This window comes from Mycoavidus sp. B2-EB, from assembly GCF_014218255.1.
GTDB lineage: Bacteria > Pseudomonadota > Gammaproteobacteria > Burkholderiales > Burkholderiaceae > Mycoavidus.
Map to the genome: position 1 here is coordinate 793,940 of NZ_AP021872.1, position 15,353 is coordinate 809,292.

Sequence of the window (15,353 nt, forward strand, 5' to 3'; positions counted from 1 at the left end):
AAATCTATAAGTTGACGCCATCAAATTTTTCCGTAAGTAAAGGAGTTTAGGCAGCGCTTTTCAGTTCGCAAATACTTGACTTTGGGCCTTTGGCTTGGGGAAAAATTTGATGGCGCTAACTTAGATATTTCTGGATGATCAGAATAATTACTGTGAATAATTCCTATGTGAACTTCATCTAAGAGTAGTTGATTTATCACGCGAGATGTGCTGTTTTCTTCTTGAATTCCAACAAAACAGGAAGAGTTATCTTTATAAAAATCATTAATTACCTCGTCCATAAGTACATCAACGCAACTAGAGAACGTAGCAATATTTATGTTGCCTCGGCGCATACTGCCTAATTCTTGTAAACTTACTTCAAAATCTTGCTGAGCACTTTGGCTACGGTGATAATATTCAAGTAATAAATCGCCTACCTCAGTCGGCACCATGCCTCTAGGGCGCCGATCAAACAATCTAGCTCCTATCTCTTGTTCCAATAAATAAATCTGGCGTGCAATAACAGAGCAGTCTGTATGTAGATGATCTGCAGCTCTTCGGACCTGCCCGTAGTTATGAACTGCATGAAAATAGCGTAATCGCTTCTGATTGATAATCATTGCCTCCGCTCCAAAAGTGCACTGCTCTAAAAAGTATAGAGTGAGTTTAGAAAAACTTGGACTGCATATTTGTTTTTTTACGTTGCTCAACGAGTAGTGAGCTAATATGCTTGAAGCGGAGAAAACTCGCAACTGATTAAACATACAGTAGTTTAAATGTGACATATTGATAAATGGCACACTCAAACATAGCGATCACTTTTACTAAGTAAGACAACCATAAAAATCAAGATTCCTATTCGGTAAATATTTTTTCTAGCCATACTAATGCCGGAACTGGTTTATTAGAGGCTGGCATACCTTTAATACAACAAAGTTCCATGTATATCCATCTCTTTAAGCAACGGTGTGTAAATGCCGTTGCTTTCTTTAGGTGCGCTCTGATCAATAGCATCTTAAAAAAATGCCAGAGGCTGTTTTTGGTAGCGAGGGTTAAATGAGGATTTAGGGCAAGGAGATATAGTAAAATGAATAACTCATCAGTTGATAGCAGTCTTTTGGCGCTTAAAAAGAGGCGCTACTTTCTGCAGTGTGATCAAATATGGAAGTTTAGTTTTTTATTTAAATGTATTTATTGGCAAAGGCTAATGAACAGGAGGGTTGGCATTATCCTGCTACCGGTATGGCCTTTGGACTAAGTGCTCATCACACCTTCTTTTTATCGTTATTCCCATTATGGCGGGTGGCATTGGCGAAGGCGCGATTTATGGCGAGATTTTGAATACTCCACAAGACCAGATATTTGCCCAAGTTGTACCGGCTATCGTGCTGGGGAATTTGGTCGAGATTATTTGTGCAAGCGTGCTGAATCAATTGGGCAGGCGTTATAGCCGCTATAGTGGAGAAGGGCGTTTATACGATGTTGAAGAGGAAGTACTCGCAAAGCCCATTAATACTTCATCGGTCAAGGTTGAGCAGATTGCAGTTACAGGCATGATCGCGATCTCCTTCTATATCGTAGGTATCGTAGTCCATAAGCTGATTGGCTTGCCTGCTCCCGTCGCTATGCTATTTCTTGTGGTGCTGGTCAAACTCATTTGTACAATTTCACCCAAATTAGAAAATGGGGCTCGTACAGTTTATCGTTTCTTCTCTAAAGCAGTGACGTATCCTTTGCTATTTGCCATTGGGGTAACAACCACTTCTTGGGCTGATTTAATGGTGGCTTTCAACCTAGCCAATATTGTTACAATTGTCGTCACGGTCTTTACGCTGACTACAGTGGGGTTTTTTGTAGGGAAGTGGATCGGTTTATATCCAATTGAAAGCGCTCTTATTAATACGTGTCACAGTGGCATGGGCGGTGTTGGCGATATTGCGATTCTGACTTCGGCACACCGCCTACAACTCATGCCATTTGCGCAGATAGCGACCCGCTTAGGAGGAGCACTCACTATCACGGGGGCGATTCTTTTGTTGGGGTTCATTGAATAGATCTAATCCTGCTTACGTGCATATTCATATACTAGTGCAGGGTAGAGAAGCTGTTTACTTTTTAGAGAAAAACTCATGGCAAACCGAAGCTACTTGTATTCAACCAATGTTGTCCCCGGCCCTGATGTGAAGAAGGAGACGCGCACGTTTACAGGAATTTCTGAGTGGAATTACGATATCCCTATCATTTACAAACTGCTCCTTTCTGGCAATCCAAGGCCATGCAAATCTTCTATTTGGGATATGCCGGACGACATCGCACTAATCGGCGACTACGCACTCGGCGTTGAGCGCCTCAAGGAATTTTTGAATAAAATTACTCTCCCTACAGCAAGACCTCTGGTTGAGGAAACACTTCAATTCCTCGCAAGTAAACACAGCATCAACAAGTATTTTGTCCTTGAGTGCGGAGAAATATTCGATATGGATGATGAGCCGATCCAAGAACAAAATGCCCAACTTCTCGATGAAATCAGGAATCTTGACGTAGAAGTCGAACGAGCGCTTGCTAGCCTGGAACCGCAGCCTGTTGAGAAGCCCAAGCCAGTGGGGTGGCTTGCCAAGCTTTTTGGCGTGAAGTCACCACCAGCCGTCGAATCGCATGATGATCCGCTACAACCAGTCTACAATTTGGGCCTAGGGAACTGGTCGAATATCCTATATTTCGATTTCAGCAAACCTTAATATCCGCAGCCATTAGAGGCTATCGCAACACTGTTGAGCCAAGCATGCGATGTAGAACCTTGAGGCGACATACATTGTTCCAGCACTCGGATACTTTTTCTTATACCTATCTTTAGAAAGATAAGATTTGCCCTTATAAAAGGTAAGGCAGCCCAGACATATCCACAGATATTGTGCATAACCACGTGGAAAAGTGTCCCATATCTTTCTCAAAGGCAGGCGAGACAAGGGCATTCTTTAGATTGGCTAAATCTTGGCAACGGCTCTTATTTGCCGGAAGCGCGATAAGTTTTCTCTTTTATGCACAGCCGTAGCTTGAATATGAATCTCTAGCTTCATATTTCTTGCAAGGTCTTAATTTACAAAACGAATTAAGAATGACAACTTTTTGCCAATATACGCTCGCAAACCCTTATGTTTTATACAGCGACTTGATCAACGGGTTAAAGATACTCCGAAAACCTCAAATGCCAAACTTCTTACACGATATATCATCAAGCTCGCCCAACTTGGCGGCTACATGGCTCGGGCCAACGATTCCCCTCCGGGCAATACTGTTATCTGGAGAGGAATGCGAAAATTCATCGATATACAGGTCGGCTTCGAACCCGCTCAAAATTGTGGGTAATTGCAAGGTATCATCGAGCGGATATGGGGGGCACTCCATAACTGTGGCGTGGGGATGGCGTTAAAGAGCGCGCTGGCGTTGCCTATTCCTGAGATATAATTCTGCGTATGGATCAGACTAAAAATTCTACTGTACGTACCCGTTTTGCACCCAGCCCAACAGGTTTCATTCACTTAGGTAATATTCGCTCCGCTCTTTATCCGTGGGCTTTTGCGCGCCGAGCGGGGGGCGCGTTTATCCTACGCATTGAAGATACGGATGTCGAGCGTTCAACCCAGGAGGCGGTGGACGTCATCCTTGAGGGCATGGCTTGGCTTGGACTTGATCTGGATGAGGGGCCTTTTTATCAAATGCAGCGCATGGACCGTTACCGCGAGGTAATCGATCAAATGCTAGCGGACGGTTTGGCCTATCTCTGTTATATGTCCCCTGAGGAACTGGATACACTGCGCGATGAGCAGCGTGCACGAGGTGAGAAGCCGCGCTACGATGGCCGTTGGCGGCCCGAGGAGGGTAAACAACTACCCCCGCCGCCTGCTGGCGTTAAACCTGTTGTACGGTTTAAGAATCCAACTACTGGCTCAGTGATTTGGGAGGATGCGGTTAAAGGGCGGGTTGAGATTGCGAACCAAGAGCTGGACGATCTGATTATTGCGCGGCCAGATGGTACGCCAACGTATAATTTTTGTGTTGTGATTGACGATATTGATATGCGCATTACGCATGTGATTCGCGGTGATGATCATGTGAATAACACGCCACGCCAAATGAATATCTTGCGGGCGCTTGGCTACACGCCCCCTATTTATGCGCATTTACCGACTGTGCTAGATCAGAATGGCGAAAAAATGTCAAAGCGCAATGGCGCAATGAGTGTGATGCAATATCAGAATGAGGGATATTTGCCAGAAGCCATGCTCAATTATTTGGCACGCTTAGGTTGGTCGCATGGCGATGACGAGATTTTTTCGCGCGAGCAGTTGGTGGCTTGGTTTGATCTTGAGCATTTAGGTAAATCGCCCGCTCAATATGACCCAGATAAACTCAAGTGGTTGAATCAGCACTATATTAAGCATGCAGATGAGGCTCGTTTGGCTGAGCTCGTACAGCCGTTTCTAGTAGCGCTGGAAGTAGATTGGACGCAAGGGCCGGCGTTAATTGGCGTGGTTGCGCTACTGAAAGATCGAGCCGCAACGCTAAAAGAATTAGCGGCGGCGGCACTGATTTTTTATCGAACGCCAGAGCCTCAACTAGATGAAATGGCGCAGTGCTTAACCGAGCCTGTACGCATAGCATTGGCTGAGCTTGCGCAGAGTTTAAGCGCGGTTGAGTGGGCACGCCCTCAAATTAATGCAGCGCTTAAAGCCGTGCTGCAAGCGCACGGGCTGAAAATGCCGCAGTTGGCGATGCCCTTGCGCTTGCTGGTAGCGGGAACTACACATACGCCATCGATTGATGCCGTGCTTGAGTTGTTTGGCCGCACCACAGTTTTAGCAAGACTGGCTCGCGTCACTCATTCGTAAGCAACAGAAAGTTCATACGTGCCTAGCAAGGCGCACATAATATAAATAATGAATAATATGGTCATGCCCCAAAGGAGAAGAGTGTGGCCCATAAAGCAAGTGGAGTTCGTCATGGCTGGCGCAAGCTGGCTCCGAGCAAGCGCCACCATAAAGCGGCTGTTGTGATCAAGAAGATTGAAAAAAAACTCCCCACTCGGCTTGCAGAAGAAATAACCGCCTTTCCCACCCCATAGCCCATACGGCTGATGTTTCAGGATGAAGCGCGTTTTGGCCGGATCAGTGATGTGCGTTATTGCTGGCATAAAAAACCCCATCGACCGCAAGTGCGTACAATGATCTCGCAGCAGTATAGCTATGCTTATGCTGCAGTCAGCCCGCTCGATGGCCGAAATGATTTTTGGTGAGGTACCGAATTTCGCAATGGTGATAGATGAGATTGTGAAGCTGGAACAACATATCAATCAATCTATAACGTCATCTGACATGATATAAATGCGTTCCGAATACAAATTGAAGATGGAGCAAACGTAGCACAATTTGGTGATTTTCCAGAATGCTGACCAACCGCTTGAAGTAAGGTTGGATCGCTAGTTCAACCGCGGGTTGTTATAGCTGACAAGACTTTTATAGCACGATTGCCCTGCTGATTAGCAAGATAACTGTTTACAAAGTATGATTTGCTCTTTAAAATCGCGTTTTCTTTGTGGGGGTATAGCTCAGCTGGGAGAGCGCTTGCATGGCATGCAAGAGGTCAGCGGTTCGATCCCGCTTACCTCCACCAATTAAAAAAAGCAAAGAAAGCTTCACAATTTAAAGTGTTGCCGTTATAATTCGATGCTTTCGTAAGTACTGAATTTGTCCCCTTCGTCTAGAGGCCTAGGACATCACCCTTTCACGGTGAGTACAGGGGTTCGAATCCCCTAGGGGACGCCAAATATCAAGTCAGTTTGACTGGATTGCGTCAAGTAGATGATAGAAGTATTTCATCTTTTGCCTGGAGCGGTAGTTCAGTTGGTTAGAATACCGGCCTGTCACGCCGGGGGTCGCGGGTTCGAGTCCCGTCCGCTCCGCCAACTACATAGAGTAGTAACAATCATTTTCCCCTAAAATAAACCGAAATGCCTTGTAAAATAAAGGCTTAACCGGGTCTTTATCCTCTCAAGTTCAATCAAAAACAACGCAATCAATTCGAGGTGCAGGGGTATTGTGTCAGCATCTGTATAGCTCTCCGGAGAGAGAGGGACTTAGATGCTACCTTGCTTAACCCAATAACAATTGAAAAACGTGTTTGAAATATCCAATTCGTATGTAGTCATATTCATGAGAGCGCTCCTCTAATTCCGCTGAACTTTAAACTATCCATGATGCTGGGTTCTACTCAGGATTAACGGCTTTTATTGCTTCCCCCGTAGAGTGGGGCCTTCATCGCCGGCACCATGCCTAACGGCGCGAGCTTGCGATATTCGGGGTCGCCTAACTTTACCGTTTCAACTTTATGCGGTACATCAAGCCACTTTAATGCAATCAATACCGAGAATGCGCAGGTATGAGGAGCTGAGTACGATAACCTCTTAGATGAATGGGTTACATGGGTTAAAAGGCAGGTTGCCGGATGCAACCTACGCTAGCTTAACGCGAAACGCTTGTCATCAGGTATGTTTCTATCTAAGTTGGCCCGCGTGTAAAACGTATGGCTTTTTTTTCTTTGATAATGCGCTGCCATACTAAGCGCTTTTCCTCATCACTGAAGAATACCCAGTTCGACACTTCAAATGCGGTCCGCCCGCAGCCCATGCAGACCTCGTCAAAAAGAGTGGAGCAAACGCCAATACAAGGGCTATCGGGCAGATCATGAGGTTCGGAGGACATCGCGTTGTGGCGTGAGGTTAGTGCTGAGTAAAGCAATCAAGTGACGTTATTTTACAGTGTGCGCTGCTTTTACGAGTTGCTTTGCCATTTCTTGCAGCATATTTTGCGCGGCTTCATCTTTAAGTTGGTCTTGTTCATTGAAGGCGAGGTGTGCCTGGCTGACGGTGACCATCTGTGGCAAAACCCGACTGTTCAGGGTTAAGGTTAATAAATGACGCAACGCTAAAAGTCCGCGATATCCTCCATAATAGCCTGGTGAAGCACTGCCAATCGCGAAAATAGGCTGGCCAAAGGCAGCGAGTTTGCCGCCATTGTCATTGACGCGAGAGATCCAAGCAATGGCATTCAGGAGCAACGGTGGAACGCTGGCATTGTATTCAGGGCTGGCAATAAACACGCCCTGATGCGCAGCTAGGGTAGCATGCAAGGTCTGTGCCGCGGTTGGTACGCCGCTGGCTTCCTCTAGATTGCCGTCATAAATTGGCAGTGGATAATCAGCTAGATCTAATAGAGTCACCTGTGCGTTAAGCGCCTCGAGTTGCTGAGCGGCTGCTTTGGCCAGCGAAAGGTTATGGGAACCGGTGCGCAGTGAACCAGCAAAGACGAGGATGCGAGGAGCGTTCATATAGGCCTCTAAAGTAAGATAGGGTTTGCAACAACAGAGCTGTAAGTTTATTACGACGGTATCGTATATTTTTTATAACGATGGTCGCTTTCGCTAGACTTTGGTGATATTTTTGCGTTTTTCAAGAGCAGGTTTCGCCTCGCGTTAAAATCAGGAAGCGTAAAATGAAGATTAAAATGAATCGCTGTCGAGCTTTTTCTGCTGCATCGTTTTTGCTCAATTTATTTCAACGCCTTTTCCGCCGGCCGCAGTTTTTGCTCGCATTCATCTGTGTCGCTCCCTTTGCGTGGGCCGGCCCCAATGAGGCACGGCTGAATATTTATAACTGGTCTGACTATATCGCAAAGGATACGATTGCGGGCTTTGAAAAGCAAACTGGCATTAAAGTGCGTTATGACGTTTACGATAGTGCTGACACGTTGCAAGCGAAGCTTTTAACCGGGCGCTCTGGTTATGATGTGGTGATGCCCACTAGCAACTATGCAGGCCGCTTGCGCGCGGCAGACATTTTTGAGCCGCTCGATAAGTCAAAATTGCCTAATCTTAAGCATCTTGATCCACAGCTGATGGCAATTGTCGCTGGTGCCGATCCAGATAACCGTTATTTTGTTCCTTGGGCCTATGGTACAACAGGGCTAGGTTATAACGTCACCAAAGTACGCCAGGTGCTGGGCGCAGAGGTGGCGTTGGATAGTTGGGATATTCTCTTTAATCCGGAATATGTTTCGAAGTTAAAAAGCTGCGGTGTGTCTATGCTCGATGCGCCAGATCAGTTGTTTGCCGCAGCGCTACATTATCTTGGCAAAGCGCCAGATAGCACCAATCCAGATGATTATAGACAGGCGTTACAAGTCCTTAAGCGGATCCGGCCTTATATTACGCAATTTAACTCATCGGGGTATATCAATGATTTAGTTGGCGGGGATATTTGCTTTGCTTTTGGCTGGTCTGGCGATATTGTGATTGCTGGGCGGCGCGCGCGTGAGGCAAAGAAAGATTATCAAATTCAATACTTTATTCCGCAGAGCGGGGCACCGATTTGGTTTGATGTGATGGCGATCCCGAAAGATGCGCCACATAAAGAGGCAGCGCTACAATGGATCAATTATATTGAAACCCCGCAAGTCCATGCGGCAATTACGAATCAAGTCTATTATCCGAGTGCGAATATGCTCGCTAAGCAGTACTTAGACCCTTTAGTGGCGCATGACCCGGCAATTTATCCCAGCTCTGAGATGATTAAAAAGCTATTTTTGCTTAAACCGTTACCGCCTGAGACGGCGCGGTTAATGACGCGTTTATGGACTGAATTTAAAACCGGTTTTTAGTATTTGTTTTTTTATTGTAAAGGTATTAAGTTTTAATGAGCAGAGATTCATCGCATGGATTGGGCTGGCCCCCTCCCGTTACGCCTGCTAAGCCATTGAGTCTGCACAGCCAGGAAAGCGACTTTGTCCAAATTATTGACGCCGTAAAAAGATTTGGCGCGACTACGGCTGTGCAAAATGTCAGTTTGTCGGTCAAACGAGGGGAAATTTTTGCCCTGCTTGGCAGTTCAGGTTGTGGCAAATCGACCTTGCTTAGGATGTTAGCGGGTTTTGAAACTTTGACCTCAGGCCGCATTTTGATTGATGGCGAAGACCTGGCCCAAATGCCGCCATATCGGCGTCCGGTGAATATGATGTTCCAGTCTTATGCGTTGTTTCCGCATATGACGGCGCAAGCTAATGTCGCGTTTGGCCTTAAGCAAGAAGGCCGACCCAAAGCAGAAATTCAAGAGCGCGTGGCAAGCGCGCTTGAGCTGGTGCAAATGAGCCACTTGGCTAAGCGTAAGCCGCATCAACTGTCAGGTGGTCAGCAGCAGCGTGTGGCGCTCGCGCGCAGCTTGGTTAAACGACCCAAATTGCTGCTGCTTGATGAACCCATGTCGGCGTTGGATAAACAAATTCGGCAACGTACGCAGATTGAATTGATGGATATTCTGGATAAAGTCGGCGTGACTTGTATCATGGTCACGCATGACCAAGAAGAAGCCATGGTCATGGCGGACCGACTGGCGGTGATGACGGCTGGGCGGATTGTGCAAATTGGCATGCCGCAAGAAGTCTATGAATATCCGAATAGCCGCTTTTGCGCTGAATTTATTGGCTCAACGAATTTTTTTGCTGGCACGATCGTGGAGGATGAGGCGGATCATATCTTTGTGGAAAGCGCAGAATTGCCTAAGCCTCTATACGTGAGCCATGGCGTGACGGGCCAGTTTGGCATGGAAGTAACGATTTCTGTGCGCCCAGAACGAGTGGCTGTCACGCGCCAAGCGCCGGCCCAAAATTACAATTGGGCGCACGGTAAAGTGGACAATATTGCATACCGCGGTGGTTATACGCTTTACCATGTGGTGCTTGATTCCGGCAAAATGGTGGTGGCGAATGTTTCAAGTTTAGCGCTCACGGAAATGCAGGCGCCGACTTACGACGATGAAGTATTTATTAGTTGGAGCCCAGAGTCGGGCGTGGTGCTGACAAAATGAAAGCCTGGCTGCAACGCTTAGCCCCACAAGGCCGCGCCGCGGTCATCGCCGGCCCTTATATTTGGCTTTTGCTGTTTTTCTTCGTCCCTTTTTTGTTAGTCGTTAAAATCAGCTTTGCAGATTTGCGACTCGGGATCCCCCCTTATAGTGAGCTGGCGGTGCTCAAAGAGGGCGTGCTCAAGATCACGCTGCAACTGTCCAATTATGGGTTTTTATTAACGGATAACCTGTACTTTGCTACCTATGTGAATTCATTGAAAGTAGCGGCGATTTCTACTGTACTGTGCCTACTCATCGGTTATCCGATGGCGTATTACATTGCTCGCTCAAACCCAGTCACGCGTAATATCTTGCTGATGGCGGTCATGCTGCCCTTTTGGACTTCGTTTTTGATTCGCGTTTATGCCTGGATTGGTATTTTGAAGAATAACGGCTTATTGAATAATTTTTTAATCTGGGCCGGTCTGATCGAAACGCCAATCGAGCTTTATCACACCAATATCGCGGTATATATCGGGATGGTGTATTCATATCTGCCTTTTCTAGTGATGCCGCTCTACGCGCATTTAGTCAAAATGGATTTACGTTTATTAGAAGCCGCCCATGATTTGGGGGCGCGGCCCTGGAAAGCTTTTGTGCAAATTACCTTGCCGCTTTCAAAAAATGGCATTATGGCCGGTTGTCTGCTGGTTTTTATTCCGGCAGTAGGGGAATATGTGATTCCAGAATTGCTGGGCGGCGCTGACACTTTAATGATTGGCCGCGTTATGTGGAATGAATTTTTTAATAATGCTGATTGGCCTATGGCTTCAGCTGTCACTTGTGCAATGGTATTACTGTTATTGGTGCCAATGGCGCTGTTTCAGCATTCTCAAGTCAAAGAGCTTGCTGGCAAGTCATGATCAAACCACACCGATCATTACGCTTTGCCATGCTGGGCACGGGTTTCTTTTTTCTATACGCGCCGATTATCAGTTTGATTGTCTACTCTTTTAATGAGTCGGCTTTAGTCACGGTATGGACCGGGTTTTCCTTAAAATGGTATGAAGCGCTGCTGCATGACAAAGAGCTGCTTGCGGCTGCATGGCTATCGTTACGGATTGCCGCGCTCACCGCTTTTGCCTCGGTGGCGATTGGCACCTGGGCGGGTTTTGTGTTGGCGCGGATGGGGCGTTTTCGCGGCTTTACGCTGTATAGCGCGATGATTAATGCGCCGTTAGTGATTCCTGAGGTGATTCAAGGGATTTCGTTGTTATTGCTGTTTGTCGAGCTGAGTAATTTCTTGGGGTGGCCGACTGAACGAGGGATCCTCACGATCTGGGCGGGTCACGTGATGTTAGGGATTTCTTATGTGGCTATTATTGTCCAATCGCGCGTGCGCGACTTGAATCCAGCGCTAGAAGAAGCCGCGCTTGATCTTGGCGCAACGCCAATTAAGGTATTTTTTACGGTGACTTTACCTTTAATTTCACAGGCCTTGATTGCCGGTTGGCTGCTATCGTTTACCTTATCCATTGATGACCTCGTGCTGTCATCCTTTTTGTCGGGGCCCGGCTCGACAACCTTACCGTTAGTCGTATTTTCGCGTGTGCGTTTGGGTCTGAATCCAGAAATGAATGCGCTTGCTACGATTTTTATTACAGTTGTAACAATTGGTGTCGTGATCGCCACCCATATGATGCAAGTCTCAGAGCGCAAACGTAAAATGCAAGCCGTATAAGCGCCTCTTGGTGTGCGCTTACTTTGATACAGTTTGTAATGGTTATTTATAAAAGCCTTAGCTACACTGATAAATATGTTTTAGGTTGCTAGAATTACATAGCACGAATCGGCTATCACAACTTTTTTTGGCTTTGGGTCATGCGAAATAACTTTATTCGCTCTGCGCTACCGCCGGTTGCTTATTTAAGCCTGCTGATGGTGTTAAGTATCATACCTCGGTTAGCCTTTGGGGTCCCGGCTGCGCCAGACTCACCCTATACGCCGCGTAAGTCGAGCTCAGCCCCGTCTAGATTGGTGGCTACGATCCATGTAAAAAGTCATACTGCGGCGTATCGGAGCCCAGCTTATGCGCAGCGTGCGCAGGTGCGGCGCATGAGGAATGTGCGTCACGCCGCATTTAAGCCCCCGCCATCGTTAGGGCGCTCCTTTGGTTTACATCAAACGCCAGATGCGCTTGCGTTGCGTTCAAGTGTTGCGTACGTGATTGATCAGAATACAAATGAAGCGTTGTTTGAGAAAAATGCGCAGGCAGTGTTACCGATTGCCTCAATTAGCAAGCTGATGACAGCGATGGTAACGCTTGATGCCAATTTGCCGCTGACGGAGATACTTGAGGTGAGCAACGCGGACCGTGATTTTGAAAAAGGAACGAGCTCACGTTTATCCGTAGGGTCGCGCTTATCGCGCGCTGATATGCTGCATATCGCGTTGATGTCGTCTGAAAACCGTGCCGCGGCGGCTTTGTCGCGCTACTATCCAGGTGGCCGGCTGGCGTTTGTTACAGCGATGAACCAAAAAGCCCAAAGCTTGGGGATGAAAGATACGCACTTTTTAGATCCAACTGGACTTTCCAGCCATAATGTTTCCAGCGCGCGCGATTTGGCTAAAATGGTCAAAGCCGCTTATCAGTATCCAGTGATCCGTGAATTCTCAACGGATGCGAATCATAATGTCTTTACTAGCAGAAAGGCGCTTCAGTATCGAAGCACCAATGCGCTGGTGCGCAATCCAAGCTGGGAAATTGGTCTGCAAAAAACCGGTTTTATCCGTGAAGCGGGTGAGTGTTTGGTGATGCAAGCCACGATTCAAAATCGCCCGCTAATTATCGTATTGCTTGACTCGACGGGCAAATACTCACGCCTAGGCGATGCTAAACGCATCCGCAGTTGGGTTGGCAATGGCGGCGTGCAGCATATGAGTCGAGCCGACGCCGCAGACAGTTAAAGCAATCTTCTTATTTGGGTTGTTTGAGCGTGTCGCGGATTTCTCGCAATAGCAAAACATCTTCTGGCGTAGCAGCGGTTGGGGCGCTGGTCTGAGCACTATCGCGCAGGGAGTTAATAAATTTCATCAATAAAAAGACGACAAAGGCGAGGATGATGAAATTGAATACGACGGTAATAAAACTCCCATAGCCGAAAAGGGCTACGCCTGCTCCCTGTAAATCTTTATAAGAGTGAGGGTTGCCTTGAAACGTGGCGGGTATTGAGCCGATCCGGAAGAAACGATTTGAAAAGTCTAAACCGCCGGTAAATAGACCCGCAACGGGCATGATTAAATCTTTCACCATGGAATTCACAATCGTTGAGAAGGCGCCCCCGATAATGACCCCAATCGCTAAATCCATTACGTTACCTTTAACCGCGAATTTTTTGAAATCTTGCATTAACTTCATAGCGAGCCCCCGGTTCAAAATATTGTAAAAAAGCGGATTAACGTATGGCCTGTTTGCCTTTACCACCCATACCGGCTGTAATGGCCTTGCCAATAGTCATAAGAATCATACGACCCATAGCCATTAGGCCAATAATAGACATTATAGGTGGGTAAAAAGGAATAGTACAAGCCAGTAGCTTGCGCGCCAATCACATCATAAGCTAGGCGTTGCTGAGGGCTGAGCGGCACCACCGCTGAAGCCGCGGGAAGCTGGCTGAGTACGGTTGTGTACCCAGCCGATCCGGGTTGGGCGCAACTGGCTAATGTGAGAGAGAAAACCGTGAGTACACGGGGGACCGAGAGGCGTTTTAACGTAAGAAGTTTTTGGCGCATAAATGAGGTGAACTAGGGTGCTAAATGGTATATCTCGTAAAAATTTAAAAATAACACGGCAAAGCAAGTAAAATACCCCCATTCGCGAATTTTCATTATGCTTAACGCTGACCTTCATTGCCATTCCAATTGTTCCGACGGTGTGCTCACGCCGGCGGAAGTCGCACGTTATGCGTATGATGGCGGAGTGCAGTTGTGGTCACTGACGGATCATGATGAATTAAGTGGGCAGCACGCCGCGCATCAAGCGGCAACTGCGTTGGGAATGCAATATGTGTATGGGGTTGAAATCTCGGTCACGTGGGCTGAGCGCACCGTGCATGTGGTAGGTTTGAATTTTAATCCAGCCTGTGAAGCGCTCGTCAATGGCTTGGCTGAGGCGCGCCGCGGGCGAGTGGCGCGGGCGCAGGCAATGGCGGCGCAGTTGGCTAAGGTGGGCATAGAAGATGCGTATGCTGGCGCTCTCCGTTACGCTTCTAATCCCGATTTGATCGCGCGCACGCATTTTGCGCGTTATTTGGTTGAAGCCGGTTTTGCGCCATCGCTGCCGGCGGTATTTAAACGGTATTTAACTGAAGGTCATCCGGGTTTTGTAGCGCATTGCTGGGCGCAACTGGCTGATGCAGTCAGCTGGATTAACGCTGCGGGTGGGGTTGCGGTGCTTGCCCATCCAGGCCGTTATCGCTATACGCCGCGTGAATTTGAGATCCTGTTTACTACTTTTAAAGAATTGGGTGGCAAAGCGCTTGAAGTGATTACCGGCAGCCATACTAAGCAACAGTATCAAGAGTATGCGCAGATTGTGCGTCACTACGGATTTTGGGCTTCGCGCGGTTCAGATTTCCATGCACCGAAAGAAAGCCGGACCGCCTTGGGCAGTTTGCCCGCGCTGCCGGCTGACTTAACCCCCGTTTGGCACTTATGGCTATAAGCGCTGAGCAATCAAGAGGAATTAAACCCATCATGGATTTTGATTTTTTAAACCTGGCGCCCGCGCTTAGTTACAATAGCGGGTTATGGATCATTTAGTACAAACTATTGCGGTATACGCATTACCTGTTTTATTCTCCATTACCCTGCATGAAGCCGCGCATGGTTATGTGGCGCGTCTCTTCGGCGATAGCACGGCCTATATATTAGGACGGGTTAGCATTAATCCCCTTAAGCATATTGACCCGCTTGGGACGATTGCAATGCCGCTGATGCTTTATTTTGCGACGAATGGGGCGTTTATCTTTGGTTATGCTAAGCCAGTGCCGGTGGTGTTTGGCAATTTGCGTAATCCGCGTTGGCACAGCCTTTGGGTCTCGCTAGCCGGGCCGGCGTGCAATTTTGTGCAGGCGTTGGCTTGGGCCTTTGCGAGTATTATGCTAGGTGCTCTAGGGGTCGATGAGCCCTTCTTTTTGCGCATGGCAATGGCGGGCGTATTGGTTAATCTAGTGATGTGCGTATTTAATCTGCTGCCGGTGCCGCCCTTAGACGGTGGGCGTATCTTAGTCTCGCTATTGCCGCCGCGTTCGGCTTTGACGTTAGCTCGGCTTGAGCCTTATGGCTTTTTTATCGTGCTAGCACTCGTGATGACCGGTGTGTTAGGCGCCTTATGGCTACGTCCGTTAATTGAGTTAGGTTACGATATGATTACTTTATTGTTAACTCCTTTGATTGCGCTGATGCGCTGATATTTATG

Annotated in this window: 17 protein-coding genes and 3 tRNA genes; 13 read left to right on the top strand and 7 right to left on the bottom strand. The window is 47.5% G+C overall.

Features of this window, described 5'->3' with window-relative positions; genetic code table 11:
- Positions 1–20: 20 nt before the first annotated feature.
- The gene (locus MPB2EB_RS03610; RefSeq protein ID WP_185182487.1) at positions 21–602 is read right to left on the bottom strand and encodes a LysR family transcriptional regulator; all 582 of its coding nucleotides are present in this window, start codon (positions 600–602) and stop codon (positions 21–23) included.
- A gap of 600 nt (positions 603–1,202) precedes the next feature.
- On the opposite strand from MPB2EB_RS03610, the gene MPB2EB_RS03615 reads away from it, so the two are divergent.
- The 3 genes from MPB2EB_RS03615 to gltX all read left to right on the top strand — a co-directional run bounded on the left by MPB2EB_RS03615 (position 1,203) and on the right by gltX (position 4,871).
- A complete protein-coding gene (locus MPB2EB_RS03615; RefSeq protein ID WP_370576616.1) occupies positions 1,203–2,036 on the top strand; it encodes a 2-hydroxycarboxylate transporter family protein in 834 nt (277 codons plus the stop codon).
- Between the two features lie 75 nt (positions 2,037–2,111).
- A complete protein-coding gene (locus MPB2EB_RS03620; protein ID WP_185182489.1) occupies positions 2,112–2,720 on the top strand; it encodes a hypothetical protein in 609 nt (202 codons plus the stop codon).
- Positions 2,721–3,455: 735 nt separating this feature from the next.
- Positions 3,456–4,871, top strand: coding sequence for a glutamate--tRNA ligase (gene gltX / locus MPB2EB_RS03630; protein ID WP_185182491.1), 1,416 nt, complete (start codon positions 3,456–3,458; stop codon positions 4,869–4,871).
- Here gltX and MPB2EB_RS03635 read toward each other — a convergent pair.
- The gene (locus MPB2EB_RS03635) at positions 4,862–5,185 is read right to left on the bottom strand and encodes a hypothetical protein (RefSeq protein ID WP_185182492.1); all 324 of its coding nucleotides are present in this window, start codon (positions 5,183–5,185) and stop codon (positions 4,862–4,864) included. The two genes, gltX and MPB2EB_RS03635, sit on opposite strands and share 10 nt — an antisense overlap.
- Positions 5,186–5,576: 391 nt before the next feature.
- On the opposite strand from MPB2EB_RS03635, the gene MPB2EB_RS03640 reads away from it, so the two are divergent.
- From MPB2EB_RS03640 to MPB2EB_RS03650, 3 genes are all read left to right on the top strand, one after another.
- A tRNA-Ala gene (locus tag MPB2EB_RS03640) sits at positions 5,577–5,652 on the top strand.
- Between the two features lie 76 nt (positions 5,653–5,728).
- A tRNA-Glu gene (locus MPB2EB_RS03645) sits at positions 5,729–5,804 on the top strand.
- 63 nt (positions 5,805–5,867) lie between these two features.
- Positions 5,868–5,944, top strand: a tRNA-Asp gene (locus tag MPB2EB_RS03650).
- 311 nt (positions 5,945–6,255) lie between these two features.
- Here the strand turns inward: MPB2EB_RS03650 and MPB2EB_RS08615 are convergent.
- The 3 genes from MPB2EB_RS08615 to MPB2EB_RS03665 are packed head-to-tail and all read right to left on the bottom strand — an operon-like array spanning position 6,256 to position 7,365.
- Positions 6,256–6,489, bottom strand: coding sequence for a hypothetical protein (locus MPB2EB_RS08615; RefSeq protein WP_370576617.1), 234 nt, complete (start codon positions 6,487–6,489; stop codon positions 6,256–6,258).
- A 47-nt stretch (positions 6,490–6,536) separates the two neighbouring features.
- Positions 6,537–6,740, bottom strand: coding sequence for a DUF1289 domain-containing protein (locus MPB2EB_RS03660; protein WP_185182494.1), 204 nt, complete (start codon positions 6,738–6,740; stop codon positions 6,537–6,539).
- A gap of 46 nt (positions 6,741–6,786) precedes the next feature.
- On the bottom strand, positions 6,787–7,365 hold the full coding sequence (locus MPB2EB_RS03665) for an NADPH-dependent FMN reductase (RefSeq protein ID WP_185182495.1): 579 nt from the start codon (positions 7,363–7,365) through the stop codon (positions 6,787–6,789).
- A gap of 164 nt (positions 7,366–7,529) precedes the next feature.
- Here MPB2EB_RS03665 and MPB2EB_RS03670 point away from each other — a divergent pair, with 164 nt between their 5' ends.
- The 5 genes from MPB2EB_RS03670 (at position 7,530) to pbpG (ending at position 12,841) form a co-directional block, all read left to right on the top strand.
- A complete protein-coding gene (locus MPB2EB_RS03670) occupies positions 7,530–8,693 on the top strand; it encodes a polyamine ABC transporter substrate-binding protein (protein WP_232534481.1) in 1,164 nt (387 codons plus the stop codon).
- 35 nt (positions 8,694–8,728) lie between these two features.
- On the top strand, positions 8,729–9,895 hold the full coding sequence (locus MPB2EB_RS03675; RefSeq protein ID WP_185182496.1) for an ABC transporter ATP-binding protein: 1,167 nt from the start codon (positions 8,729–8,731) through the stop codon (positions 9,893–9,895).
- On the top strand, positions 9,892–10,797 hold the full coding sequence (locus tag MPB2EB_RS03680; RefSeq protein WP_185182497.1) for an ABC transporter permease subunit: 906 nt from the start codon (positions 9,892–9,894) through the stop codon (positions 10,795–10,797). The genes MPB2EB_RS03675 and MPB2EB_RS03680 overlap by 4 nt, the downstream gene beginning before the upstream one ends.
- Positions 10,797–11,615 carry an ABC transporter permease subunit gene (locus MPB2EB_RS03685; RefSeq protein WP_185182641.1) on the top strand — a complete coding sequence of 273 codons (819 nt, stop codon included), beginning with the start codon at positions 10,797–10,799 and terminating at the stop codon, positions 11,613–11,615. Before MPB2EB_RS03680 ends, MPB2EB_RS03685 begins: the two co-directional genes overlap by 1 nt.
- Before the next feature lie 140 nt (positions 11,616–11,755).
- Complete coding sequence (gene pbpG / locus MPB2EB_RS03690; protein ID WP_185182498.1) at positions 11,756–12,841, top strand: D-alanyl-D-alanine endopeptidase; 1,086 nt, start codon at positions 11,756–11,758, stop codon at positions 12,839–12,841.
- A 10-nt stretch (positions 12,842–12,851) separates the two neighbouring features.
- Here pbpG and mscL read toward each other — a convergent pair whose 3' ends face one another.
- Positions 12,852–13,292: a large conductance mechanosensitive channel protein MscL gene (gene mscL, locus MPB2EB_RS03695; protein WP_185182499.1), complete on the bottom strand. Its 441-nt coding sequence runs from the start codon at positions 13,290–13,292 to the stop codon at positions 12,852–12,854.
- A gap of 59 nt (positions 13,293–13,351) precedes the next feature.
- Positions 13,352–13,666, bottom strand: a complete 315-nt coding sequence (locus MPB2EB_RS03700) for a hypothetical protein (protein WP_185182500.1) — start codon at positions 13,664–13,666, stop codon at positions 13,352–13,354.
- Between the two features lie 97 nt (positions 13,667–13,763).
- Here MPB2EB_RS03700 and MPB2EB_RS03705 point away from each other — a divergent pair, with 97 nt between their 5' ends.
- Both MPB2EB_RS03705 and MPB2EB_RS03710 read left to right on the top strand, forming a co-directional pair.
- A complete protein-coding gene (locus MPB2EB_RS03705; protein WP_185182501.1) occupies positions 13,764–14,597 on the top strand; it encodes a 3',5'-nucleoside bisphosphate phosphatase in 834 nt (277 codons plus the stop codon).
- 85 nt (positions 14,598–14,682) lie between these two features.
- Entirely contained in the window at positions 14,683–15,345 is a 663-nt protein-coding gene (locus tag MPB2EB_RS03710) for a site-2 protease family protein (RefSeq protein WP_185182502.1), read from the top strand.
- The last annotated feature ends 8 nt before the right edge of the window (positions 15,346–15,353 follow it).